This is a genomic window from Paenibacillus sp. P46E, from assembly GCF_001909095.1.
Classification (GTDB): Bacteria; Bacillota; Bacilli; order Paenibacillales; family Paenibacillaceae; genus Paenibacillus_AQ; species Paenibacillus_AQ helianthi.
Window position 1 is genome coordinate 139,827 of sequence record NZ_LVYZ01000014.1, and the last position, 25,359, is coordinate 165,185.

At 52.3% G+C, this 25,359-nt stretch carries 20 protein-coding genes; 10 read left to right on the forward strand and 10 right to left on the reverse strand.

The window, feature by feature from the left end; translation table 11 throughout:
* Nucleotides 1-39: 39 nt before the first annotated feature.
* The 4 genes from pepT to A3849_RS04210 all read right to left on the reverse strand — a co-directional run bounded on the left by pepT (nt 40) and on the right by A3849_RS04210 (nt 4,584).
* Entirely contained in the window at nt 40-1,272 is a 1,233-nt protein-coding gene (gene pepT / locus A3849_RS04195; protein WP_074110302.1) for a peptidase T, read from the reverse strand.
* A gap of 59 nt (nt 1,273-1,331) precedes the next feature.
* Nucleotides 1,332-2,003 (reverse strand): sortase, encoded by a 672-nt coding sequence (locus tag A3849_RS04200; RefSeq protein WP_074110303.1) that lies wholly within the window; start codon nt 2,001-2,003, stop codon nt 1,332-1,334.
* A 31-nt stretch (nt 2,004-2,034) separates the two neighbouring features.
* Complete coding sequence (locus A3849_RS04205; protein WP_074110304.1) at nt 2,035-3,090, reverse strand: hypothetical protein; 1,056 nt, start codon at nt 3,088-3,090, stop codon at nt 2,035-2,037.
* Between the two features lie 480 nt (nt 3,091-3,570).
* Nucleotides 3,571-4,584: an LLM class flavin-dependent oxidoreductase gene (locus A3849_RS04210; protein ID WP_256700643.1), complete on the reverse strand. Its 1,014-nt coding sequence runs from the start codon at nt 4,582-4,584 to the stop codon at nt 3,571-3,573.
* A gap of 382 nt (nt 4,585-4,966) precedes the next feature.
* Here A3849_RS04210 and A3849_RS04215 point away from each other — a divergent pair, with 382 nt between their 5' ends.
* The 5 genes from A3849_RS04215 to pgmB all read left to right on the forward strand — a co-directional run bounded on the left by A3849_RS04215 (nt 4,967) and on the right by pgmB (nt 13,080).
* Nucleotides 4,967-5,971 (forward strand): LacI family DNA-binding transcriptional regulator, encoded by a 1,005-nt coding sequence (locus tag A3849_RS04215; RefSeq protein ID WP_074110306.1) that lies wholly within the window; start codon nt 4,967-4,969, stop codon nt 5,969-5,971.
* Nucleotides 5,972-6,180: 209 nt separating this feature from the next.
* Nucleotides 6,181-7,608 (forward strand): ABC transporter substrate-binding protein, encoded by a 1,428-nt coding sequence (locus A3849_RS04220; protein WP_074110307.1) that lies wholly within the window; start codon nt 6,181-6,183, stop codon nt 7,606-7,608.
* A gap of 203 nt (nt 7,609-7,811) precedes the next feature.
* A complete protein-coding gene (locus A3849_RS04225) occupies nt 7,812-8,927 on the forward strand; it encodes a carbohydrate ABC transporter permease (protein WP_074110308.1) in 1,116 nt (371 codons plus the stop codon).
* On the forward strand, nt 8,928-10,019 hold the full coding sequence (locus tag A3849_RS04230) for a carbohydrate ABC transporter permease (protein ID WP_074110309.1): 1,092 nt from the start codon (nt 8,928-8,930) through the stop codon (nt 10,017-10,019).
* Nucleotides 10,020-10,071: 52 nt separating this feature from the next.
* Nucleotides 10,072-13,080 (forward strand): beta-phosphoglucomutase, encoded by a 3,009-nt coding sequence (pgmB, locus tag A3849_RS04235; RefSeq protein WP_256700644.1) that lies wholly within the window; start codon nt 10,072-10,074, stop codon nt 13,078-13,080.
* A 109-nt stretch (nt 13,081-13,189) separates the two neighbouring features.
* On the opposite strand, the gene A3849_RS04240 is transcribed toward pgmB, so the two are convergent.
* Both A3849_RS04240 and A3849_RS04245 read right to left on the reverse strand, forming a co-directional pair.
* Entirely contained in the window at nt 13,190-13,651 is a 462-nt protein-coding gene (locus tag A3849_RS04240) for a DinB family protein (RefSeq protein ID WP_074110310.1), read from the reverse strand.
* A gap of 180 nt (nt 13,652-13,831) precedes the next feature.
* Nucleotides 13,832-14,809, reverse strand: coding sequence for a LacI family DNA-binding transcriptional regulator (locus A3849_RS04245; protein ID WP_074110311.1), 978 nt, complete (start codon nt 14,807-14,809; stop codon nt 13,832-13,834).
* Nucleotides 14,810-15,070: 261 nt separating this feature from the next.
* Between A3849_RS04245 and A3849_RS04250 the strand changes: the two genes are divergently transcribed.
* Nucleotides 15,071-18,037, forward strand: coding sequence for an ABC transporter substrate binding protein (locus tag A3849_RS04250; protein WP_074110312.1), 2,967 nt, complete (start codon nt 15,071-15,073; stop codon nt 18,035-18,037).
* 130 nt (nt 18,038-18,167) lie between these two features.
* Here A3849_RS04250 and A3849_RS04255 read toward each other — a convergent pair whose 3' ends face one another.
* Both A3849_RS04255 and A3849_RS04260 read right to left on the reverse strand, forming a co-directional pair.
* A complete protein-coding gene (locus A3849_RS04255; protein ID WP_074088443.1) occupies nt 18,168-18,551 on the reverse strand; it encodes a RidA family protein in 384 nt (127 codons plus the stop codon).
* 69 nt (nt 18,552-18,620) lie between these two features.
* Nucleotides 18,621-19,328, reverse strand: a complete 708-nt coding sequence (locus A3849_RS04260) for a Crp/Fnr family transcriptional regulator (protein ID WP_074110313.1) — start codon at nt 19,326-19,328, stop codon at nt 18,621-18,623.
* A gap of 141 nt (nt 19,329-19,469) precedes the next feature.
* Between A3849_RS04260 and hcp the strand changes: the two genes are divergently transcribed.
* The gene (gene hcp / locus A3849_RS04265) at nt 19,470-21,122 is read left to right on the forward strand and encodes a hydroxylamine reductase (RefSeq protein WP_083613359.1); all 1,653 of its coding nucleotides are present in this window, start codon (nt 19,470-19,472) and stop codon (nt 21,120-21,122) included.
* 214 nt (nt 21,123-21,336) lie between these two features.
* On the forward strand, nt 21,337-21,672 hold the full coding sequence (locus tag A3849_RS04270) for a hypothetical protein (protein WP_074110314.1): 336 nt from the start codon (nt 21,337-21,339) through the stop codon (nt 21,670-21,672).
* A gap of 86 nt (nt 21,673-21,758) precedes the next feature.
* Here the strand turns inward: A3849_RS04270 and A3849_RS04275 are convergent, their stop codons facing one another.
* Nucleotides 21,759-22,733, reverse strand: a complete 975-nt coding sequence (locus A3849_RS04275) for an aldo/keto reductase (RefSeq protein WP_074110315.1) — start codon at nt 22,731-22,733, stop codon at nt 21,759-21,761.
* A 34-nt stretch (nt 22,734-22,767) separates the two neighbouring features.
* Nucleotides 22,768-23,679: a LysR family transcriptional regulator gene (locus tag A3849_RS04280; RefSeq protein WP_074110316.1), complete on the reverse strand. Its 912-nt coding sequence runs from the start codon at nt 23,677-23,679 to the stop codon at nt 22,768-22,770.
* A gap of 95 nt (nt 23,680-23,774) precedes the next feature.
* Here A3849_RS04280 and A3849_RS04285 point away from each other — a divergent pair, with 95 nt between their 5' ends.
* Together A3849_RS04285 and A3849_RS04290 are read left to right on the forward strand one after the other, a co-directional pair.
* Nucleotides 23,775-24,668, forward strand: a complete 894-nt coding sequence (locus A3849_RS04285) for a DMT family transporter (RefSeq protein WP_074110317.1) — start codon at nt 23,775-23,777, stop codon at nt 24,666-24,668.
* A 13-nt stretch (nt 24,669-24,681) separates the two neighbouring features.
* Nucleotides 24,682-25,284, forward strand: coding sequence for a flavin reductase family protein (locus tag A3849_RS04290; protein WP_074110318.1), 603 nt, complete (start codon nt 24,682-24,684; stop codon nt 25,282-25,284).
* Nucleotides 25,285-25,359: the final 75 nt, after the last annotated feature.

The window sequence follows — 25,359 nt, forward strand, 5'->3', positions numbered from 1 at the left end:
TTACATATAAGGGGGTGTGTACCCACTGCACCTAAGCCGTTAGGCTTTCTGCTCAGTCAGCTTGGCGATCTCGACAATGACCTGCACGGCCTTTAGCATTACATCCACGGAGGCATACTCGAATTTTCCGTGGAAATTCTCGCCGCCCGTGAAAATATTCGGTGTTGGCAGCCCCATATACGACAGCTGCGAACCGTCGGTGCCACCGCGGATCGGGCGGATCACTGGGGTAATACCAAGGTTCTCCATGGCTTCCTGGGCGATATCGACAATATGCCGCACCGGCTCGATTTTTTCGCGCATATTATAATATTGATCCTTCATTTCCAGAACTACATTCTCTGCTCCGTAGGTGGACTGGAATTCCTCAACAATTGCTGTGATATGCGCCTTGCGGTTCTCGAAGGATTCACGGTTAAAGTCACGGATGATATACTGCAGCTTGCTGTGTTCTGCTGTACCCGACATGGAGATCAAATGGTAAAAGCCTTCATAGCCCTCAGTGAACTCCGGCGCTTCGCCGGATGGCAGCCGGAGGTGGAACGCCATGGCGATTTTGGATGAATGAATCATCTTGCCTTTGGCAGTTCCGGGATGCACGTTTACACCGTGGAAGCTGATTTTGACACCGGCAGCGTTGAAGCTCTCGTATTCCAATTCCCCGAGCGGTCCGCCGTCCACCGTATAGGCATGGGAAGCCCCAAAGCGCGCAACATCGAATTTATGCGGCCCGCGTCCAATTTCCTCATCAGGTGTAAAAGCGACTCTAATCTTCCCGTGCTTGATTTCCGGATGCTCCAGCAGATAAGCCATGGCAGTCATAATCTCAGCGATTCCCGCTTTATTATCTGCCCCCAGCAGAGTGGTACCATCAGTTGTGATCAGCGTGTGGCCTTTGTATTCAGGCAGCTCCGGGAAGCTCTGCGTGGAGAGCACAACGCCCAGTGCTTCATTCAGGACAATATCCTTACCATCGTAGTTCTCGATAATCTGCGGCTTCACACCCGCTCCGGTGAAATCAGTCGCAGTATCCAGATGTGCCAGGAAACCGATCGTGGGCACTTGTTTTTGTGTGTTGGCAGGCAGGGTAGCCATGACATAGGCATGCTCGTCCACTGTAACCTCCACAAGACCCAGTTCCTGAAGCTCTGCTACCAGCTTGTGGGCCAGGTCCATCTGCCCCGGTGTGGAAGGACAGGCTTCATTGTCATCATTCGATTGGGTATCCATTTGGGCATACGAAACAAACCGTTCGATCAGCTTTTCTTTCATTAACAGGTCATCTCCTCTATCTCATCGTATATCTATAGTATCACTTTCCATACAATGTCTCATCCCTTGTCTCCAGATTGGGAAACCGGCTCTTTGCGGATCAGAGAGGCTGAGAGCAGATAGCGGTCTGGTGCCGGGCCGATATAGGTAAACGGATAGCAGGTTATCAGGGTAAGCACTGCTTCGCTGTTCTGCTGCTTGATTACACCTCTTGCGTCACCGTCTACAATCGTACTGCCGGTAATGCTATAAATGAATGTTCCATCCATAGTTTCAATCTCAATAAGATCACCCTTCTTCAAAGTGCCAAGCCCCCGGAACACCGTGTCACGGTGGCCGGCCACCACACTGTTGCCCAATGTACCAGGCGGGGCGCTCCCTATATCATGCCCAGCCCCTTTTTTAAGCTGCGGCCGCTTCGTGCCTTCCAGGAGGGCAATCCGTTTACCCAGTTTGGGCAGATAGATCTCTCCGATAATTTCGCCCTTCTTGTAGATGGGTTTTGAGGTGCTTTTTGTTTCCGATGTACTGATCATGCCGTCAGGCAGGGGTGTTTCATTATAGGAATGGGATATAATGGAAGCTTCCTCCCTCTTTTTCTCCCATTCCTGCAGTGCCTGGCGAGCCTCGGCGGGTGCCCGGAAGATTTGGAAGGCCGAATAGAGCATGATACACAAAGAGAGTACGAAGATCAGCTTCACGGCAATGGCCAGCCCCGAATGCTTCTTCATACTCTCGCCTCCAACCTGTGTTGAAATGGGTTTACTTCTTCGAGCTTAGTCTGCGTAAGATAATTATACTCACAATTGCTACCGCAAAGCTGATCAGAATCAGGTTATACCAGGGTTCTGCTGTGTCCGGCAGCTTCTCACCGCCGTCTGGCCCCCCTAGCGGAAGCTCATCATCCCCTAGTGTCACTCCAGGATCCGGTGATGATGTTGCTTCATTGCCGGTTCCTGTATTGCCGGTTCCCGGTGAAGCCGAGGGTGGACTTCCGCCGCTGCTGTTATTGCCGCCCAGTGGAACCGGCGGGTCGGTGACCGTAGCTTCGTTTAAACCCGGTGAAGCTGTTGCTGCAGGTGAAGCAGCAGGTGTAACGATTGTTCCCGGCACCGAGCTGGCGGTTGGCGCAGCGGTCGGGCCGTCTGTCGGATTCGGAGTAGCAGAAGCCGAAGGTGTAGCACTAGGAGCAGCCGACGGATTCGGAGTAGCAGAAGCCGAAGGCGTGGCGCTAGGAGTAGCCGACGGATTCGGAGTAGCAGAAGCCGAAGGTGTGGCACTAGGCGTAGCCGACGGATTCGGGGTAGCAGAAGCCGAAGGCGTGGCGCTAGGAGTAGCCGTCGGACCTGGTTCACCGGTAGCAGAGAATACAAAGGCTACACTGGTTGTTTTCGCCTGATATTCATTACCGGCCTCATACGGAAAAGTTACATCCATTTGAATGGCCTCCTGGGCTCCCCCGGACAGTGTTCCTACTGCCACCCGCCCCTCCGCCTCGCTCATCACCCCGGAGTAGAGGATTACTCCCTCTTTTTGCAGGGTCATTTGCAGGATATTGTACAATTCCTGGTCCCCGGATATGAATTTGAAGTCTACATAGTAATTGAAAGGCTCATTCCCTTCATTAATCACGGTATAGTCAGAGGAGGTAACATCCCCCGGCTGCATATTGTTCATCTTCGCCATACTGGTTGTGTGCGAATTCACCGTAAGCTTTATCGTGTCCTCTGCACTTGCGCCTCCGGCATGCCAGACGACTCCCGCCAGAACGATCAGAATATAGACGCCAATAATTGCCGTGTGGTATCTTCTCTTCACTTGCCTGCTCCTTTCTTTCTGGAAGCTCTGCCTTGCTTACCCGCAGACATTCGGCATAAACTCCGCTTACTCTCAGTTATTTGCGCATACCTTGTCGAAAATAGTGGTTTTATGAAGAACCACTAGATATTTAGGGTGATATGAAGGGGTTAAGGTTGTAAGGGGATTATGTATGTTCGTTATAACGAATAATATCAGTATAATCAAAAATCCAGATAAGTAAAAATGGGAATTAGTATGTATATTGGTCTTAAATGATCAAATACAAGAATAAATAGGTAGTTATTTAAGTATAGCTTCTGATTTCTGTTTATTTCTCGGGATTTAAGAATAGGTGTGTATTTTATAAAGAACGTTTGTGGTAGTCCATTCAACATCAGTGGGTGTGTGCTTCCAATACGTCAAAAAAGAGAAAGCAACAATACGCTGCCTTCTCTTTTTGATCCTGAATATGATTATCTAAACCCGGCTTCAGATAGCTTAGCTTTCCTTCACCAGTTCGGCTACAAGCTCATAGGAATGCAAGCGTGCAGAGTGGTCATAAATCTGTGAGGCCACGATGAATTCATCGGCCTGTGTTTCTTCTACGATTTGCAGCAGCCGTTCCTTGACCGAGGCTTGATCTCCTGCGATGGAGTAGAGCTGCTTGCTGAGCAGCATAGCCTTTTCCTGAGGAGACCACAGTCCCTCCATGCTGTCTACTGGAGGCTGGAGCTTGCCGGTCCGGCCGCGGATAATATTGAGAAATTGCTGCTGCTGCGAAGTCGCAAGCCAACGAGCCTGCTCTGTGGTTGCGGCCGCCGTAATTCCAAGCCCCACCATGACATGCGGCTTATCCAGCGTCTCTGACGGCTTGAAGCTGGTACGGTACAGATGAAGGGCCGGCAGCAGATAATCGGGTGCGAAGTGGCTGGCAAAAGCAAATGGCAGACCAAGCTGGCCTGCGAGCTGGGCACTGAAGCCGCTGGAGCCTAGCAGCCAGATCGGCACATTCAGGCCTTCACCTGGAACTGCGCGGACACCAAGCGGCCGTGAGCCGGCTCCGTCCGGATTAAAGTAGGCTCTGAGCTCACTGAGCTGCTCTGGGAATTCACTGCCGTCACTGCCAAGGCTGCGGCGCATGGCCCGGGCAGCAGCCTGATCTGAACCGGGAGCTCTGCCCAGTCCCAGGTCGATCCGGCCGGGATACAGCGATTCAAGTGTTCCGAATTGCTCGGCAATCATGAGCGGCGCATGGTTACTGAGCATAATGCCTCCCGACCCTACCCGAATACTCTTGGTGCCTGCGGCAACATGGCCGATGACAAGGGAGGTAGCAGAGCTGGCAATGCCAGGCATGTTATGATGCTCTGCGAGCCAATAGCGGTGATACCCCCAGCCTTCGGCATGACGGGCCAGATCAAGCGTGTTATGAAAAGAATCCGCCGCCGTTCCACCCTCCACAATTGGAGCCAGATCCAGCACGGAAAACGGAATGTCCTGCAGTTTTTTCACGAATATCCCTCCCAAATGGATGCTTCTATTAATAACCAGTATTTGCAGCATGGAAATGATCTACCCGGCAATTATAACATGAAAATAAATTATTTACACACTTTAAGTAAGCTGGTGTCCGGAAGTTTGCTGCGAATCCCCCCCCTTTTTTTCCAAGGCCGCCATGAGGCTAAATGAATTTTTATTGCCCAACGGCAATATGAAAGCGCTTAAAAAACTGTTGTCAATTATGGAAACTCCTGTTATAATCGCTTTGAAAAGCTTTTCTAATTAGAAACGGCTTGCCGTCCTGTGAAGAACGGTATCCGTTTCAACGAGAAATATAAGGATAATTTATTGTGAAACAGATAAATTCTTATATTTTAAAAAGGAAGTTACGCTAATGAAGCCAACCATCAGAGATGTTGCCAAAATGGCGGAGGTGTCGATCAGTACTGTATCCCGCGTGATGAATGCACCGAATACCGTAGTTGAGAGTAAACGCAGCCGTGTAATTGAAGCCATAGAGAAGCTGAAGTATCAGCCCAATGCCTTCGCCCGGGGATTGATCTACAAGAAGTCTTATATGCTGGGCTTACTTATCCCTGATATTGAGAACCTTTATTTTGCCGGAGTGATCCGGGGAATGCAGGATGCCTGCATTAAGCTGGGTTACAGTCTGATGATCTGCAATACCGACCGTGATAAGGACCGGATGCTGAGCTACATTGATACTTTTCATGAGAAGCAGGTAGATGGGATTGTGTACGCCAGTGATGTCCTCTACCCGGAATGTTATGAGAAGCTGACCGGCTGCAGAATTCCCTTTGTGCTGGTCTCATCCCACTCGGAAGTATTCGATGTGCCTACAGTGGAGATTGATGATGAAAAGGCAGCCTACGACGCGGTCAGATTTCTGATTGAGCTGGGTCACACCGAAATCGGCATGATCGGGTTCGATCATGTGAATTCTGTATCGGGTCCGCCGAGATATGCCGGTTTTGTAAGGGCATTGTCGGAAGCCGGACTCGAGTACAATGTGGAGAAAGTCAGATATGCCAATCACCGTTTTGAGCATGCCTATCAAGCTGCGCATGAGCTGTTTACGGATTATCCAGAGGTGACAGGCTTATTCTGTGTCGCTGATGAGTTCGCGATGGGGGCAATCTCTTATTTGAAAGACCGTAATGTGCTGGTGCCGGGCCAGGTATCCGTTATCGGGTTCGATAATCTGCGGATGGCGGGGATGTTCATTCCCAAGCTGACGACGATTGCACAGCCGATGTATCAACTGGGCTATAGAGCCGCCGAGAAGCTGCATGAGCTGCTGACCACCGGCAAGGTGGAAGTAATCACAGAAAAAATGGAGCATAAGCTGATTGTGAGGGAATCCTCACGGGAACGATGAGCCTTACTTATCTTGAAAAGCTTTTCATGAAAGTGGGATGAAGGGTAACGGTCCTTAATACATCATTTGGAAACGCATACAACGGAAGACAGCCTTATGCTCCACTACTTCTTGCAAGGAGGTGATCCCGCAGGCAAGCGAGCAACAACCGAACGTAAGCACAAGAAATGCAGTCTCACAAACCACAATTAAAGGGGATGTATGACGAAATGAAAAAGGCTACGGGACGAAAACTGTCACTCGCCATGGTGCTATGCTTATCCTTCACCATGCTGCTCAGCGGTTGCGGCGGGAATAATAACACAAATAATGCGGCCAAGACTGATCCGCCAGCGGCAACAGAGGCACCGGCTGCATCTAACAATCAGGCATCACCTGATCCAACAGAGGCCGCTGCTGCGGGCTCACCACTGGATATGGCTATGAAAGGTGATTATAAAGGAACCAAAGTCACGATGTTCGGGCCCTTCGTAGATGCTGACCAGGTGAAATTCGAGAAAAGCATCAAGGAATTTGAAGACAAGACCGGGATCGACATTCAATATGAAGGCTCCAAGGAATTCGAAGCAACGATCAATATCCGCGTCGACGGCGGAAATGCGCCGGATATCGCTGACTTCCCGCAGCCTGGCCTGCTGGCCTCCATTGCCAAAACCGGCAAGGTGGTTGACCTGACAGGAGTGCTGGACCAGGAGAAACTGAAGGCCAACTACAATAAAAGCTGGCTCGATATGTCGACTATGGATGGCAAAGACGGCAAGATTATGGCCGGGATCTGGAACCGCAGTAATGTAAAGAGCCTGGTGTGGTATCCAAAAAAACAATTCGACGAAGCCGGATATAAAGTTCCTGAAACCTGGGATGAGATGATGGCACTGACCGAACAAATCGCCAAGGATGGCGATCCGGCCTGGACCATCGGTATCGAGAGTGGTGCGGCAACAGGCTGGGCGGCAACAGACTGGGTAGAGAATATCATGCTGCGGACAACTACGCCGGAGAACTATGACAAATGGGTAAAAGGCGAGCTGCCATTCACTTCCCCGGAAGTTAAGAACGCTGTTGAAGTCATGTCCAAGATCTGGCTCAACAAGGATTATGTCTATGGCGGAACCAAATCGATCGTAACTACAGCCTTCGGGGATGCACCTAAACCGATGTTTGAGAATCCTCCAAAGGCCTGGTTCAACCTGATGGGCAACTTTATCACAAGTTTCTTCCCGGAAACCGCTAAGGTGGATCAGGATTACGACTGGTTCTACCTGCCGCCGATTGATCCGCAATACGGCAAGCCGGTACTGGTAGCAGGTGATATCTATGCCATGTTCAATGACCGTCCGGAAGTCCGTGCAGTAATGGAATTCTTCACCACCGGTGAATCCATCAAGAGCTGGGTGCAGTCCGGTGGTGTAATCGCTCCAATGAATGATGCTTCTCTGGACTGGTACACCTCTGAATCCGACCGCCGTATGGCGAAGCTGGTGCAGGATGCATCCACGCTCCGATTCGACGGTTCTGACCTGATGCCGGGTAAAGTGGGTGCGGGTACGTTCTGGAAAGGTATGACCGACTATGTGAGCGGAACGGCAACACTGGATAAAGCTCTGGAGCAGATTCAGTCTGGCTGGAAAAACTAAGCGGAACTTATAAAGTCATATAATCATCTAAAAGCGGGGCAGTGTGCAGCGAGTATGGCCTGTCCCGCTTTTTCTCTGTTAACATATTCTGAACGAACAGATCGGCCATGTACAAGGCTTGCGAAGACAGTTTTGCTCGGCAAAACCAGAGCCTATGCTTACGGGGAAGTTTTGCTCCAGCAAAACTTATAGGAGGAGCTAATATGGATGCACAAATAAAGCCGGAATCCAGTGTTGCGGGTGCCGGGGCGAAGCAGAAGATCAGCCTCAGGGCGGTGCTCCTGTCCCTTGTTGTACTACTCTCCAACATCGTTATCAATGGTCTGATTTTTATGTTTTTCCGGGATTCCACGCTGAATCCGCTACTCACGGCGGTTCTTGCTGTACTGTGGGGCGTGCTGGGGGTGTATCTCATTTACTATACGCTGACCTGGGCGGTGGAGCAGTACCCTGACTATATCCGCAGGAAAGTGCTGCCGTATATTTTTATCGGGCCGGCTGTAATCATCCTGGGCTGGCTGCTGGTATTGCCTGCACTGCGTACGTTGTACTTGAGCTTCTTTAATGCTTCCTCGGAGAAATTTGTCGGACTCAGCAACTACGCTGCGATATTCAGCGACCATCTCATGGCGACTGCACTGCGTAATAATCTGCTCTGGGTGTTCGTGGGGACGCTGGCTTGTGTCTGCTTCGGGCTGCTCATCGCCATCCTTGCCGACCGCAGCAGCTACGAGAAAATCGCCAAGTCGATCATCTTCATGCCAATGGCCATATCTTTTGTAGCCGCAGGCGTAATCTGGAAATTCGTCTATTACTATCAGCCGGGTGATGAGCAAATCGGACTGCTGAATGCGGTTGTGACCTATTTCGGCGGCGAGCCGCAAGCCTGGACGAGTATGCTGCAGCCCTGGAATAACTTTTTTCTCATTGTCATTCTGATCTGGATGCAGACCGGGTTTGCGATGGTGATTTTCTCTGCTGCGATCAAAGGAGTCCCTGACGATATTCTGGAGGCTGCGCGCGTGGATGGGGCGGGTGAGGTGAAGATTTTCTTTGGGATTATGATTCCGATCATTTCTGCGACAATCCTGACCGTTACCACCACCATCATCGTCTTTACATTGAAAATATTTGACGTCGTCATGGTGATGACAGGAGGTCAATACGATACGGAAGTGGTAGCGACACAGTTCTACCGGCAGTTCTTTATGTACCGTAATTTCGGGTACGGCTCGACGCTGGCTATTGTTCTCCTGATCGCGGTCTTGCCGGTTATTATTATTAATCTTCGACAGTTCCGCAAGCAGGGGGGATTCTAAATGGTCGGCAAAAAGAAAAGAAAAGGCGGCAAAACCATCGTCAATTTGGCACTGGGTGTCATTTGCTTCATCTGGCTGCTTCCCACGCTGGGCCTGTTTATTTCCTCGTTCCGTCCGGCAGCGGATATTCTGCAGACCGGCTGGTGGAAAGTGTTCCCCCATCAGGAGTGGAAGGCAGGCGAAACGCTGCAGCTGTCTAAGGATGTCGATCTGCGCCAGCCGATTGAGGTGAAAGGCAAAACCTATACAGACGACCAGTTGAAGGCAGGCGTGGAGGTGGACGACAGCCGTCTGATGTGGGAGAACCGCAGAGCGCGCACGGTCAATATGCAGGAGCAGGGCTGGGAGACCAAACCTGATTTCACACTGGATAATTACAATAATGTGCTGTCCGGCAAAGAGTACAAACTCAAGGAGGCCGACGGCAGTGAAACGGTACAAAAAGGAACGGGGCTGTCGCAGGCCTTCTGGAACACACTGACGATTGCGGTTCCGGCTACGGTTATTCCGGTGCTGATCGCCTCTTTTGCCGCATATGCCTTCGCTTGGCTGCGGTTCCCGGGCCGCAAAACACTGTTCGTGATCATTATTGCCATGCTCGTGATTCCGATTCAGGTCGCACTGATTCCTGTGCTTAAGGATTATACCGCACTGGGTCTGAACGGAAGCTATCTGGGAATCTGGCTGGCGCATACCGCCTTCGGTCTGCCGCTGGTCACCTATTTCATGTATAACTTCATCAGCCAGCTGCCTAAGGATTTGTTTGAGTCGGCCTTTATTGATGGCGCGAGCCATTTCACCATCTTCAGCAGACTGATTCTGCCGCTGTCCGTTCCTGCCCTGGCTTCCATTGGTATCTTCCAATTCCTGTGGGTATGGAATGATTATCTGGTCTCGCTGATCTTTATCGGCAACCAGCCTTCGGTTCAGGTTATGTCGATGAAGATCGCCGATCTGGTCGGCTCGCGCGGCAACGACTGGCATCTGCTGACCTCGGCGGCGTTTATTTCGATGCTGATGCCGCTGGCGATTTTTTTCCTGCTGCAAAAGTACTTCGTCCGCGGCCTGATGGGCGGTTCAGTGAAAGGATGATGAAGAGCTGGAGGATTCATAAGAGTCTCGCGATCAGGAGGAGATGTTCAAGATGAAGATGAAGCCCTATGAGCATCCGGCGGCACTGTATCCCTACCGGGATTGGAGCCTTGGTGAGGATGCCTACGAGGATGAGCACAACCAGAGAAGCGAGAGCGTGTTCGCGCTGGGTAACGGATATATCGGTATGCGCGGCAATTTTGAGGAAGGCTATCATGGCCTGGCGGGAACCTCGGTGGCCGGCAACTACTTGAACGGATTCTTTGATTCCGAGCCCATTGTGTATCCCGAGGGGGCATACGGGTATCCTGACCGGAACCAGGCCATGCTGAATGTGACCGATGCCCGGATCATCGAGCTGAGTATTGAAGGCCATGCCTTCCATCTGAACAGTGGTACGGTACACCGCTACGGGCGCAGGCTGGATATGCGAAGCGGCATCCTCCACCGTGAAGTGGAGTGGGAATCGCCTGCAGGCCACCGTGTCCTGCTGCAGATCCGGCGGATGGTGTCCCTGAAGCATAAGCATCTCGCCGCCACCCACTACAGCGTAACGGCGCTTAATTTCGACGGTACGCTAACGTTCAGCTCCGCCATGGACGGGAATATCGTCCGGCAGGAAGCGAACGGAGATCCCCGGCTCGGATCGGGCAGCGGTGAACCGAGCCTGTTGCTGGAAGGCATGGGTTACGATGAGACTGCAGAATTCCTGTGGATGAAGCAGCGGACCCGGCATACGCAGTTCGCACTGCTGACGGCGATGAGCCATAAGCTGCAGGCGGACTCCGGCCAAGAGGTAAGCCGCTCTCTGACCGGGCCGCGGATCTCGGTATGTTATACCGCTGAAGTGCTCAGCGGACAGAGTGTTTCGCTCAGCAAGTATATTTCGTATCATACCTCCAAGGATTATAACGAAGGGGAACTGCATAGCCGGAGCAGGGCCGTACTGGAGATGGCAGCGGATTGCGGTTTTGACGGGCTTGCTGCTGAACAGCAGGCCTACCTGGATGTCTTTTGGAGTCACACGGATGTAGAGATTACCGGCGACCCGGCACTGCAGCAGGGGATCCGCTTCAATGCCTTTCAATTGCTGCAGTCTGTAGGCCGTGACGGTGTAACGAATATCGGAGCCAAAGGCCTCACTGGTGAAGGTTATGAGGGCCATTATTTCTGGGATACCGAAATGTACATGCTGCCGTTCTTCACGTACACACAGCCCGAAGTGAGCCGTGCACTATTGGAGTTCCGCTATGCCACGCTAGGTAAAGCGCGGGAGCGGGCGGCAGTAATGTCGCAGACAGGGGCTCTCTTTCCCTGGCGGACAATTGACGGCGCGGAGAACTCGGCGTATTTTCCGGCAGGCACGGCCCAGGCACATATCAATGCGGATATTGCTTACGGCATCAAGCAGTATGTGCAGGCGACAGGCGATGTAGAGTTTCTCGCCGCCAAGGGTGCGGAGGTTCTGTTTGAAACGTCGCGCTTCTGGGCGGATCTGGGCCATTACAATCCGGCACGCGGCGGAGCCTTCTGTATTGATGCCGTAACCGGTCCCGATGAATATACGGCCATTGTGAACAATAACGCCTATACGAACCTGATGGTACGGGATCAGTTTCTGTATGCCTTTGAGACGGCTGATCTGCTGCGCCGGGAATATCCCGGAGATTATGAACGGCTGGAACGAAGTATAGGACTGAGCACACAGGAGGCAGAGGGCTGGCTGGAAGCCGCGGAGAAGATGTATATCCCTTTTGACAGGGGGCTAGGCATCTATGCGCAGGATGATACGTTTCTTAGCAAACGGAAATGGGATTTCGAGCGGACCCCGGCGGATAAGTATCCGCTGCTGCTGAACTATCACCCGCTCGTGATCTACCGCCACCAGGTGCTGAAGCAGGCCGATCTCGTTATGGCATTGTTCCTGCTTGGTGATCAGTTCAGCTTGGCCGACAAAATCCGCAATTATCAATACTATGAGCCGCTGACGACCCATGATTCTTCCCTGTCGCCGTGTATTCACAGCATCGTCTCCGCTGAAATCGGTGATTTGGCAGGAGCCTATGCCTACTTTGACCGGACGGTGCGGATGGACCTGGATGATATCAACCGCAACGCAAAAGACGGGCTGCACATGGCGGCAATGGCAGGCTCGTGGATGTCGATCGTGAACGGCTTCGGCGGAATGCGCCAGTATGACGGCGTGCTGTGCTTCCATCCTGCGCTGCCGGAGCAGTGGCAGAGCTACCGCTTCAAAATCACGTCCAGGGGCCAGCTGCTGGATGTGTATGTAGACCGTGAGACGGCAGTTTATACGCTGCTTGAGGGGGAAGGCCTCGCGATCCGGCACCTGGAGCAGACGCTGCAGCTGTCTCCGCGGGAGCCGGTGACCGTGTCGCTTGCGAGACGGCTGGAAGCGGTGATCTTCGATCTGGACGGTGTGATTACCGACACGGCCGAATATCATTATCTGGCCTGGCAGGCGCTGGCCGATGGCCTGGGTGTGCCCTTCAGCCGGGAGAAGAATGAACGGCTGAAAGGCGTGAGCCGCATGGAGTCGCTGGACATCGTCCTGGAGGACAGCGGCCTCGCCTTCACGGAAGCCGAGAAGCAACGGCTGGCGGAGCAGAAGAACGATCATTACAGGGAAATGATCGGGCGGATCACCCCGGAGGATCTGCTGCCGGGGATTCCGGAACTGTTAGATTCCCTGCGGGAGCGGGGAATCCTCTTGGGGCTGGCCTCGGCAAGCCTGAATGCTCCGCAGATTCTGGAGCGCCTCGGCGCAGCCCGCTGGTTCCAGGCGATTGCCGACCCGGCTGGTCTGCGGAAGGGCAAGCCCGATCCGGAGATCTTCCTGCAGGCGGCGGAGCTGCTTGGGGTCACGCCGGGCCATTGCATCGGCGTGGAGGATGCGGCAGCGGGCGTTGCCGCGATCAAGGCTGCCGGCATGAAGGCAGTGGGCATCGGTAGCGCAGCTCAGCTTGGCGTGGCTGATCTGCTGGTACCCGGGCCCTCGGGTCTGAGTGTAGAGATGCTTATAGAGCTGATCCAGCTATAAATAGAAATACCCCGTTTACCCTCCATGGCGAGGAGAAACGGGGTATTCGCATTTAGAACTACGTTCCGGAATGGAGGCACTGTTCCGAATATGTATTCGATCCCGCCGGTTACAGCAGATGCTGATCCGGGAAGATTTGCTCCAAGTGATGCTTCATGTGATCCAGATAATCCTCGATTAACCATTGCAGGGTGACGGTTTCGCCGTTCTCCATCAGGAAAACAAGCTGGAGCTGGTCCGGGGTAAGTCTTGTAATCACCCGCAGAATGGCCTGATTGAGGCTGGTCCATAGGGCAGATACCTCCCCTGGAGCAGAACTGCCGTGCTGCTGGGCGGACATCCATTCATCCTGATCATACAAGGCTAGGCGCAGCGGTTGCGGTTCGTATTGTATTTTAATGAAGCGTGCGAGATTATTGGTAGCCGAATCGCACAAATGTCCGAGCAGCTGCAGCTTAGACCATTTGCCCCCTGGGCGCAGGGCGGTGGCTTCTTCAGGAGAATAGGAGGAGAATGCGGCGGGTACCTCCTTCAAGAGTGACTGCAGTACTATTATCGTGTTCTGAATCATTTCTTCTCACTGCCTTTCAATCTGAATTTAAATCTTGAAATTCCGGCAAAATAGGCCGATCCCGGTTCACATCATGGCTAGATGTAGAAGAGGTGGTTGTATTTCGTACAACTACACTCCCCTTACGTCAGCTGTTCGCGATCCACTGCTTTCGTCATGCGGTTCGCTCACGCCTAAGCTTCATGTCGTGGCCCCCTCCGCGAGTTCTACCGGTAAAATATTCTCGGCAGCAACGGAGGCACCTTCGACCTGCTTCACGATCAGTTCTACCGCCAGCCGGGCCATCTCATCCATCGGCTGGCGGATGGATGAGATAGCGGGATGGAAGAGGCTGCGCAGAGCGATCCCGTCATAGCCGATAATCCGCACATCTTCAGGTACACTGCGGCCGCTCTCCCGGCAGGCTTTCAGTGCGTAGGCAGCGATGAGGTCGCTGCCGGCAAAGATACCGTCAATCCCGGGATGCTCCCGGAAGAGTTGCTCCAGCAGCCTTTCATAAGCCTGCATATCGAAGCTGTTATTGTCCGTATGCAGTGAAGTTTGCCATACGCCATGCTCCCGGGCTGTATCGGCAAAAGCCTCATACCGGAGGTGGGATAAGAGGTTCAGCTGAGGATGGCCGCCAATATGGGCGAGCTTCCGGCAGCCCCTTTCTATTAATAATCTGGTAGCCATCTGTCCTCCGGCATAGTTGTCTGAACAGACATAAGGGATATCCGGTGAAATCTGCCGGTCAAAGGTGACCAGGGGCAGATTCATTTGCCGGTAGGCTTCCACCTCCAGCGTATGACTGCCCATAATGATGCCGTCGACCCGGCTTGCGCGCAGCATATCGATATACTCAAGCTCTTTGATTTTGTCTTGTTGGGAGTTGCAGAGCAGCAGCTTATACCCGTTCCGGTAGGCATGCTCCTCAATCCGGCTCGTCAATTCACCGAAGAACGGCAGTGAGACATGGGGAATAATCAGTCCGATAATATTGGACCTGGAGCGGCTCAGCGAACGGGCCAGTTCATTGGGTCTGTAGTTTAGTTCCTCCATCGCGGCATAGACCTTTTTCTTCAGTGCGTCGCTTAAGTAGCCTCTGCTGTTCAGCACCCGGGACACGGTTGTCGCCGATACGCCCGCTTTGAGGGCTACGTCTTTTATGGTAGGCATAACATAAGGTCTCCTGTCTAAGGGGTTACTGCTAATTTATTCTATCCCGTATGCCTTAAGCTGTCTAGAAAGCCGGGTTTTAAAAAATAAACGTTCCCCGTATAATTAAATGAAAATGATATATAAAGAGGGAAGCTGAAGCTGGTCAACGAATTAGTATATTGTCGAAACTCCTCATATTATTGTGCAGCTCCGAAGGTTATGGGGACCTGCTTTTAGAGTAAGAGGAAGACTTTGGGATAGATGCATGGGGGTATACTAATGGGTGTAGGGAGATTTCATCTCAAAGGTTTGCAGGGCTGGCTTGTGCCTCTGATTCTGTGTGTCATGCTGTGCGTATTTCTGTACCCGTCATTCACCGCCAGTGCCGAGGAGGCTCTTCCGAAGAATGTGCTGGTGATTCATTCCTATCAGAAGGGTTTCGAGTGGACGGATGAGCAAAGCACGGGTATCGAAGAGATTCTGAAAGGTGCAGGTAATGTGCCTTTGATCTATACAGAGTATATGGACTGGAAACGCTACCCAAGCCAGGAAAATCTCCAGCAATTGTACAATAGAATCAAGTTCAAATACCAGAATACCCCTATCGATGCCATCATTACCACCGATGACGCCGCGCTTAGCTTCGCCTTGAAATACCGGCAGGAGCTCCTGCACGATGCGCCGATTATATTCAGTGGTGTCAATGAACGCGGTGTGGCCAGCATCCGGGACAAGCACAATCTGACCGGTGTGATCGAACAGATTAACTCTTCCCAAACCATACAAATGGCACTGCATATTAACCCCCTGATCCGCAAGGTATATGTTGTATTTGACAACTCTGAAAGCGGACTCTCCACGGGCCAAATGGTTATGGATCAGATTACCTCGCTTAACCGGGGTCTCGAGATCATTCCTATGAACCGTTTCTCCATTGAACAGATCAAACAAAATGTCTCTACCCTGTCTTCAGACAGTATTGTATTGATGACTACATATTATAGTGATTCCACCGGCAGAATTATCGAATTTAATAGATTCGCCAGTGAGCTGGCAAACAGCAGCAGCGTACCGGTATACCATTTATATGATTTCGGCCTGAATCATGGGGCTTTTGGCGGGAGCCTGATCAGCGGCAAAATCCAGGGCCAGACTTCGGCCGGACTGGCGCTGCGTATTCTTCAGGGTAAACCTGCCGATGAACTGCCGATTGTTACAGATGGCACCAAACGGAATGTTTTCGACTATAACGAGCTTCGGCATTTTGATATTTCCATGAATAAGCTGCCAACAGGCAGCGAGATTATCAACAAACCTTTTTCCTTCTATGAAACCTATAAGACGCTGGTTCTGAGCATTATCGCTGCTTTTGCCGTACTGGTGACCTTTATCTTTATCTTGTTGTTCTATGTCCAGCTGGTGAAGCGGATGAGAAGTAACCTGGAGAAAAGCAATGAGCGCTTTAGTCTTGCTGCCTATGGTTCGGATGCGGTGATCTGGGACGTGGATATGTCTACGATGATCTATTATTTCTCGGACAGCTGGTATGAGCTGCTGGGCTATGAACGTGATGAGATTAATGAGAGCCATGGGGGATGGAGGGATATTGTCCATCCTGAGGATGCGGAGCAGCAGGAAAAGGCGCGTTCACAGCATTTGGAGGGACGTTCTTCGTATTATTATGCAGAATACCGGATGCGCTGTAAGTCAGGGGAGTATAAATGGTTTCAGGCCCGGGGCAAAGTGCTGCGGAATGCGGCCGGAGGATATGTCCGTTTTGCGGGATCAATGATTGATGTTACGGACCGCAAGAGCTATGAGAGTAAGCTCCAAATGAGCTATCAGGAGCTGGAGTCCACTTATGAAGAGCTCACGGCTCTGCAGGATGAGCTTCTGGAGCAGTATAACAAGGTTGTGGAGAATCAGGAGCTGCTGCAGACCAGTGAAGAGAAATACCGGTATTTGGCCTACAACGATATCCTGAGCGGTCTGCCAAACCGTCTGTCACTGTCTGAAGAGCTGGAGAATTTTATCGAAGAGCATCCGGACGGACGAGCCGCACTCTTTTTTCTCGATATCGATAACTTTAAATACATTAACGACACCATGGGCCACACCTTGGGTGATCAGCTGCTGGTGAAGGCGGGTGAACGGCTGCTGGAATTATCAGACGGGCGGTGTTTGCATTTCCGTTTTGGCGGGGATGAATTTGTGATTCTAATCAAGGATATTGAAGGATATTCTGAGGTTATTTTCTGTGCGGAGTCACTGGTTCAGGGCTTCGGTGAGCCTTTTGAGCTTAATGACAGCAGTGTGCATATCTCGGTCAGTATCGGAATTGCCAGGTATCCGGAGAATGGGACCAGTGCCGGTGAGCTGCTGAAGAATGCCGATATCGCGATGTATAAGGCGAAGGAGGAAGGCAAGGGCACTTATGTCATGTATGGTGAGGAGATGCAGCGGCATTTTGATGAGCGGATGATTGTGGAGCATCACTTAAGAAATGCGATCGCAAACAATGAATTGTCGCTGCACTACCAGCCGCTGGTGGATATCGGCTCAGGCGACATTTGGGGCTTTGAGGCATTAATCCGCTGGAACAGTCCTGTGCTTGGCTTGGTATCTCCGCTGTCATTCATCACGATCGCTGAGGATTGCCGGCTGATTGTTCCGATTGGCGAATGGGTCCTCCGGAATGCCTGCCGCTTCATGAAGGAGCTGCATGCACAGGGTTACGAAGGTTATCACATCTCGGTCAATATTTCAGTGATCCAGCTGATGCTGGATGACTTCACGGAAATGGTGCTGACCATACTTAGGGAAACTGGGCTTGCACCGGAGTATCTGGAGCTGGAGATTACGGAGTCGATCTTTGTGGAATCCTTCCAAGCGATCAGCTCCAAGCTGGAACCTCTGAAGCAGAAGGGGATCGGTATTGCGCTGGACGACTTCGGGACAGGTTACTCCTCACTGAGTTATCTGAAGCAGTTGCCGATTACCACACTGAAGATCGACAAGTCTTTTATCGACAGCATTGATGCACCGAACAATATGTCGCTGGCCAGCTCCATTGTCACTATCGGACATGACATGGGATTGAACGTAACCGCCGAAGGCGTAGAGACGCAGGACCAGCTGGCTTTTCTGGAGCGTACAAACTGTGACAAGATCCAGGGCTATTTTATCAGCAGACCGATCCCGGAAAAAGAGGTCGCCGCCTGGGTTGCCGCCAGAAGTGCCGGCTGAACCTGAGGAAAACTTGAGAGTCCATATCCGAAGCGCAAATAGCCAACTCGCTCTGAAACAACGGCAGAAACGCCGTTGTTGGAGCGCCGATGGCAGCCACTATGGAGAGAGGAATCATTTGTACCTTTTTTTAGGGTGCAATTGCTTCTACTTCAATTTCAATCAGCAGATCGGGGTCGATCAGCGCTTGTACCTCAACCATTGTCGCAACAGGCTGGATATCCTTGAAAAACTCCCCATGAGCTTTTCCGAATTCCTCCCATTTGGAGATATCCGTAACGAACATTCTTGTTCGTACAACATTTGCGAGACCTGCACCTAATTCGCCAAGCGCCTTCTCAATAATCTCCAGGATATACCGGGTCTGCCCGTAGGGATCTCCTTTACCGACAACTTCCCCGTCCTTCATCGCTGTTGTTCCTGCCACTTCAATCCGGGTCCCAACCCGGATAGCCCGGCAGTACCCTACAGTTGACTCCCAAGGCGAGCCTGTAAACACCTGTTTTCGCTCCATAACAGTTCATCTCCCCCTACGTAAGTTCTTTAGCTCATCTCATATCCTCTATATTTCAGTTGAACCGCTTCAACGGTTACCCCCGGGAGCCGCTTCTACGCTATAAATGTAATCCTTCATTTGAACCCTGTCCAGCAGGGCAATCTCCCTGCCCTTGAACTGAATCCAGCCCTGATCACGCAGAATCCCCATTTCACGGGAAAGTGAAGGCCTTGCTGTATTTAAATGCTCTGCCCATTCTTTTCGGCTGAAAGGAAGGCGGATCTGATCGGAAGACTGCAGTTCAGCCTGCTCCAGCAGGAAATCGACAATCCGGCGCCGCAATGGGCCTGCGGAGAGCATCTCAATCTTCCGGTTGACCAGCACCAGACGCTCGGACAGGTTCTCAATGAACCGGGTCAGCATGTCTGTATCTGCCGTGAACATGCGCAGCAGCTCCTGCTTGCCGATGAACATAATGGTACAGGGGTCAGCGGCGGTTGCCGTGGCGGGAACGCTGTTGTTCCTGCGGAACAGAACGGCCTCGCCAATGGTCTGCCCTTGATTCAGATGGGCAATGGTGACACCGCTGCCGGTGGGATGGTTCTTCTGCACCTCCACCCGCCCGGAGAGCACGATGCCTAGACGGTCAGCCGTATCACCTTCAGCCAGGATTACAGCTTTCTTCGGATACTCGCTGACGGTGTAGATCATCTTTTGCAGCAGCGCTTCAATCTCTTCCACAGACCGTCCCCGAAACAGCAGACAGGCCTGCAGTACAGCAGGGTGCGGTTTCATAGATTTCCTCCTGAATTTTAAGTATCCGGTAACATCCGTTACCGATTGTTCGACGAAAGTCTACTACAATTACTGGTAACTGTAAAGGCGGGATGAAGAGGTCCTCGCAAGGTTCCAATAACCTATAAGGAGTGAACGTGAATGAGCGAAATGTTCTGTTTTCAATGTCAGGAGGCAGCAAAGGGATCAGGCTGTACGATCCAGGGTGTCTGCGGCAAAACCAGCGAGGTGGCTAATCTCCAGGATCTGCTGCTGTACACGCTAAAAGGCATTGCGATCTATGCACGGCGGGGCCGCGAACTCGGGATCAACGATCCGGCTACGGAGAAATTTATGACCGGGAGCATGTTTGCTACCATCACTAATGCAAACTTCACCCCAGAGCATTTTACTGCAAGCATCAGAGAAGGCCTGAAGATTCGTGACCAGTGGAGAGACAGACTGAAGCTGGCAGGGGCAGAGGTTGCCCTTTCCGGTCATGACGCAGCCCTCTGGGTTGCCGGTACGGACGAAGAACTGATGCTGAAAGCGCAAGAGGTAGGTGTTCTGGCCACAGAGCATGAGGATATCCGTTCCCTGCGCGAGCTGCTGACCTATGGGCTGAAGGGGATGGCGGCCTATATGGAGCATGCGGCGGTGCTGGGTTATTACGAACCCGGTGCACAGGCTTTTATGGAAAAAGGGTTGGCTGCGGCACTGGATGACACACTAAGCGGTGATGAGTTGACGGCACTTGTTCTGGAATGCGGGAAGCTGGGTGTGGATGTGATGGCGCTGCTGGACCGGGCGAATACAACGACTTACGGCAACCCGGAGATCACCAAGGTGAATATCGGTGTGGGAACCCGTCCGGGGATTCTAATCAGCGGGCATGACCTGAAGGATATGGAGGCGCTCCTGAAGCAGACGGAAGGGACCGGAGTGGACGTGTATACACACAGTGAAATGCTGCCGGCCCACTATTATCCTGCCTTCAAAAAGTACAGCCATTTCGTAGGCAATTACGGGAACGCCTGGTGGAAGCAAACGGAGGAATTTGCGAGCTTTAATGGTCCGATTCTGATGACGACGAACTGTATTGTACCTCCTAAGGAGAGCTATATAAACCGTCTGTACACTACTGGCCATACCGGCTTCCCCGGAGTGCAGCATATTGCGGCTGATGAGAACGGGGAGAAGGATTTCTCTGCGGTCATTGAACAGGCTAAGAACTGCGAAGCACCGACTGAAATCGAAACCGGAGAGATTGTCGGAGGCTTCGCCCATGCTGCGGTAATGAATGTGGCCGATCAGGTGGTGGAAGCGGTACAGAGCGGTGCGATCAAGCAGTTCTTCGTGATGGCAGGCTGTGACGGCCGGATGAAGAGCCGGAATTACTATACTGATTTTGCTGCCGAACTGCCGGGAGATACAGTGATTCTGACGGCGGGCTGTGCGAAGTATAAATACAATAAACTGGCGCTTGGTGAGATCGGCGGGATTCCCCGCGTGCTGGATGCCGGACAATGCAACGATTCCTATTCTCTGGTCGTCATTGCGCTGAAGCTGAAAGAGGTATTCGGACTGGATGACATCAATGATCTGCCGATTGCCTACAATATTGCCTGGTACGAGCAAAAGGCAGTTATTGTCCTGCTGGCCCTGCTGCATCTGGGGGTCAAGAATATTCACCTCGGCCCGACGCTGCCGGCCTTCCTCTCCCCGAACGTGGCCCAGGTCCTGGTAGACACCTTCGGAATTAGCGGTATTACAACTGTAAAAGAGGATATGGAGCATTTTATCGCTGCTGTGTAACGCTGTGTAATATAGACAGTTAAATAGGTCGGACGCTTACTCCCGCTGGGAGAGTAGCGTCCGGCCTATTGGCGTCTAAGATGGATAGCCTCCATACCCCAAGGGTTGGGGAAAGGTTACAGGGTTTGTGAAATAGAGGGAATTGGGTCCCGAGCGTGCCCTGACGGATGAGAAAATGCTGCATTTGATCGATTGGAATTATCGCTAGAGCTATGTGCTAAGCCTGAACGATGTGAAGCCGCAGCCCGATCATAAGGACATCGGTGAGGCTGAACCCCTCGATAAAGCAAGAGAGTGTGTGACCCGTCTATTCAATGTGGATTCCAGCTGGCTTCAAGCGGCCCGGACTATCGTGGCCGACAAACAGGGTGAAACCCGTGCAATTGCCAGCACCTCTATCCTTAAGAACAGCGCATATGACAAACGCGGGGTTGTAGCAGTCCTGGTTAAACTGAAAGACGGAAGCTCCTATACAGCAGAACTTCGTTATCCCGGGAAGACCCTGCGCTGCCTGATTTATACTCCGGCCTCCCTGACTTCCAAGTCATAAAGACCGTTATTGGCTTGTGCACAAGCGCCTACGTTATAGTAATCAGCCGCTGCCATTCACATAAGGCAGCGGCTGAGCTGCGTTGTCTACGGCAGCCGGTAGTAGGCGAACGGCTCGCCGTGCCGGAAGACCCGGCTGGCTTCGTCCAGCCGGTGCAGGGTTCCGCCGTCCAGAGTGAGCGAAGCGCTCTGAATGCTTTCTTGTAGCTGCGCGGTCTTCGTAGCGCCGACAATAACGGTGGAGACGGCTGGCTGGTGCATCAGCCAGGCCAGCGACAGCACAGTTGGGGAGGTCGCCAGCTCAGTGGCGACGCCTCCGACTGTACTGCCAAGAGCGATCCGGTCTGTGGTCAGGAAGCGGCTGAAGTTCGGATCAGTCTGCGCTCTGGAGCCAGCAGGCGCAGGCCCGCTGCCGCCATATTTGCCTGTGAGTATGCCTCCGGCCAGCGGGAAGTAAGGGATAATGCCGATTCCCTGATCCAGACAGAGGGGAAGCAGCTCACCCTCCGGTGTGCGGTCGGCAAGAGAATAGCTGGTCTGAATGGAGACATACTTGACCAGATTGCGGGCTTCGCTGATTCCCAGTGCCTTCATGAGCTCCCAGGCAGCATAATTGGAAGCGCCGATATAGCGGACCTTGCCTGCGGATACCATATCATCTAAGGTACGGAGGGTTTCTTCCAGCGGTGTATAGGGATCGAAGGTATGTATCTGATACAGATCCACATACTCTGTCTTCAGGCGGCGCAGGCTTCCCTCCAGCTCCTGCATCAGATGATGACGGGAAGAGCCGCTGCCCCCGGGTCCTCCATGTACCGGCAGCCCTGCTTTGGTAGCCAAGACCGCTCTTTGCCGTCTCCCCTCAAGCGCCAGCCCGATGATACGCTCTGATTCCGTCCCGGCGTAAATATTCGCGGTGTCTATAAAGTTAATTCCCTGATCGAGCGCGGCATGAATAATATCAATGGAGGTCTGCTCATCGGCTCTTTTTCCGAATGCATTGGTTCCGAGGCCTAGCGCAGAGACCTGCAGCCCGCTGTGGCCCAAACGGTTAAATTTCACTAGGGTTCACTCCTTTTTCATTCAAAATACACAGCTACACTTGTCCGCCATGAATGGACGGGGGGACCGCAGTACCGGAGTCCGGACTCAGCCGCAGTGCGGTATCCATGAACAATCTGACGGCAATCGAAACCTCTGCAAGGGAGTTGACCGCGAGATGAATATCGCGGTAGGCATCGGGAGCAAGCTCCCGGATAATTACACCCGGAGGAAGCGAGAGCAGTGAGAGCTGGGACATCACGCCCACAGCCAGCCCTTCCTTCACCATACTCAGTGCAGTCATATAGCTGCTGACCTCATATTTTACATTCAGCTTACTGTCACCCCGCTTGAATAAATCAACCACCGGAGGCTCATATCCGGATCTGCAGATCAGCATCGGCTCATCTTCCAGATCCTTCACGCAAATGACGTGCTTGTGCCGGAGCGGATGGTTATCCTGGAGCACAGCATACAGCTTCTCCCGATAAAGAGGAACGGAGTCGAACTCCCCTTCCGGCGGAATGATCAGTCCCACATCGATAATCCGGGCTTCCAGCCATTCCTTTACCTCGGCTACGGTTCCTTCATACAGCCTGATCTCAATTTCGGGATAGCTTGCCGCGATTTCGCGAATAATCTTCGGCACCAGGTGGGCCGAGGCAACTGGAAATGCCCCGATTCGGATCAGCCCCTTCTCCAGCCCCTTCTCAGCGGCGATCTCCTGTTCCACTTTGTCATACCCGATCAGAATCTCGCGGAAAATAACAAGGACGCGCTTGCCGATATCGGTCAGCATCAGCCCGTTGCGCCGGTCGCGCAGCAGCAGCTTCACCGCAAGCTCCGCCTCCAGTGCAGAGATCGCGCGGCTGACTGCCGGCTGGGTCATATTCATTTCCAATCCGGCTTTGGTGAAGCTGCCGCTTTCGGCGATACTGACAAACAAACGAATTTGAGTATTGTTCATATCAGATTTGGTATGCCCCTTATGAGTATAATTCATTTCAATTATAACTAATTTTAATGTATCATTAGGTTGAAAATAGAACAAGAGGTGAATACATGCATCAGCAGAGGAAAACCATAGCCCTGCTTATCTTTCTGGTTATTGTCTGGGGCATCAATTGGCCTCTTTCCAAAATTGCCTTACATTACGCTCCGCCGCTTTTGTTTGCCGGCATCCGCACCGTGATCGCTGGTGTAATTCTTATATTTGCTGCGCTTCCGAAGTGGAAGAAGCTTGAGTTCAAGCGGCTGTGGCCGGTCTATCTGATTTCGGCTTTTCTAAGTATCGTCTTCTATTATGGCTTCCAGACCATTGGCCTGCAGTATGTGCCCTCCGGTCTGTTCTCGGCCATCGTCTTCCTGCAGCCGGTGCTGCTCGGTATCTTCGCCTGGATCTGGCTGGGGGAGAGCATGTACGGGCTGAAGCTGGCCGGTCTCCTGCTTGGTTTCCTCGGTGTGGCCTCGCTCAGCATCGGCGGCTTCAACGGGAGCATCTCGGTCCAGGGAATTGTACTCGCCTTGGCCAGTGCGCTCAGTTGGGCGTTTGCCACGGTCTATACCAAACGCAATGCGGCGCGGGTAGATATGCTCTGGATGACCGCCATGCAGATTATGATCGGCGGCATCATTCTGCTGGCCGCAGGGTCAGTGACCGAGAGCTGGGCGGATATCACATGGAATGCGGCTTTTATCTTGAACACCCTGTTTATTTCCGTATTTGTGATTGCCCTGGGCTGGATGGTATATTTCAATCTTATTAAGGATGGGGAGGCGGGCAGAGTAGGTTCGTTCACCTTCCTGATTCCGTTAATCTCCATCGGTTCAAGTGTAGTGCTGCTGCATGAGCAGATTACCTTGAATCTGGTGATTGGCCTCCTGCTTATTGTAAGCAGCATTGTTCTCGTTAATGTTAGAATAAGCCGAAGAACCCTAAGACGTCCTACTCATTAATTGGAGGTATACCATGTATATCAAAGCTTCTGAACAAACGGCGCATGATAACTACAAGCTGCTGATCGGCAGCATTATTCCGCGGCCCATTGCCTTTGTCACCTCGATGAACGAACATGGCGTAGTGAACGCCGCCCCGTTTAGCTTTTTTAATATTGTGAATGATGAACCTCCAATGATTATGATCTCCTGTGTGCGCAAGGCCACCGGAGAGATGAAGCATACCGCAAGCAATATTCTGGTGAATGGAGAGTTTGTTGTACATATCGTGGACGAGGATAATGTTGGCGCCATTAATCATACCTCGATCAATGCCCCTGAAGGCATCAGCGAGGTGGAATTGGCTGGACTTACGCCAATACCCGGGCAGATGATCCGGGTTCCGCGTATAGAGGAGTGTAGGATCGCCATGGAATGCCGTCTCGTACGGCATGTGGAGCTGGGACACTGCGATATGCTGGTCGGCGAAGTGCTCTGCTTCTATATAGAGGATGAACTGATTCAGGGCGGGCGCATTGACGCTGCGAAGCTGAAGCCGGTCAGCCGTCTTGCCGGAGCTTCATATGCGGCTATCGGCCGGACGTTTGAGCTGGAAAGACCCCAGTACGAATCTTGAGTGTCCGGCAAAGAGACCCTGCAGGATGCCGCCACGCGGCTCTGCAGGGTCTCTTTGTTTCTTTTGGCGATTCAT

Bases quoted from the DNA above. Each gene is read 5' to 3' on its own strand.
- pepT (WP_074110302.1), bottom strand. From the start codon at position 1,272: ATGAAAGAAAAGCTGATCGAACGGTTTGTTTCGTATGCCCAAATGGAT.
- A3849_RS04200 (WP_074110303.1), bottom strand. From the start codon at position 2,003: ATGAAGAAGCATTCGGGGCTGGCCATTGCCGTGAAGCTGATCTTCGTA.
- A3849_RS04215 (WP_074110306.1), top strand. From the start codon at position 4,967: ATGAAGCCAACCATCAGAGATGTTGCCAAAATGGCGGAGGTGTCGATC.
- A3849_RS04220 (WP_074110307.1), top strand. From the start codon at position 6,181: ATGAAAAAGGCTACGGGACGAAAACTGTCACTCGCCATGGTGCTATGC.
- A3849_RS04225 (WP_074110308.1), top strand. From the start codon at position 7,812: ATGGATGCACAAATAAAGCCGGAATCCAGTGTTGCGGGTGCCGGGGCG.
- A3849_RS04230 (WP_074110309.1), top strand. From the start codon at position 8,928: ATGGTCGGCAAAAAGAAAAGAAAAGGCGGCAAAACCATCGTCAATTTG.
- pgmB (WP_256700644.1), top strand. From the start codon at position 10,072: ATGAAGATGAAGCCCTATGAGCATCCGGCGGCACTGTATCCCTACCGG.
- A3849_RS04240 (WP_074110310.1), bottom strand. From the start codon at position 13,651: ATGATTCAGAACACGATAATAGTACTGCAGTCACTCTTGAAGGAGGTA.
- A3849_RS04245 (WP_074110311.1), bottom strand. From the start codon at position 14,809: ATGCCTACCATAAAAGACGTAGCCCTCAAAGCGGGCGTATCGGCGACA.
- A3849_RS04250 (WP_074110312.1), top strand. From the start codon at position 15,071: ATGGGTGTAGGGAGATTTCATCTCAAAGGTTTGCAGGGCTGGCTTGTG.
- A3849_RS04255 (WP_074088443.1), bottom strand. From the start codon at position 18,551: ATGGAGCGAAAACAGGTGTTTACAGGCTCGCCTTGGGAGTCAACTGTA.
- A3849_RS04260 (WP_074110313.1), bottom strand. From the start codon at position 19,328: ATGAAACCGCACCCTGCTGTACTGCAGGCCTGTCTGCTGTTTCGGGGA.
- hcp (WP_083613359.1), top strand. From the start codon at position 19,470: ATGAGCGAAATGTTCTGTTTTCAATGTCAGGAGGCAGCAAAGGGATCA.
- A3849_RS04280 (WP_074110316.1), bottom strand. From the start codon at position 23,679: ATGAACAATACTCAAATTCGTTTGTTTGTCAGTATCGCCGAAAGCGGC.
- A3849_RS04285 (WP_074110317.1), top strand. From the start codon at position 23,775: ATGCATCAGCAGAGGAAAACCATAGCCCTGCTTATCTTTCTGGTTATT.
- A3849_RS04290 (WP_074110318.1), top strand. From the start codon at position 24,682: ATGTATATCAAAGCTTCTGAACAAACGGCGCATGATAACTACAAGCTG.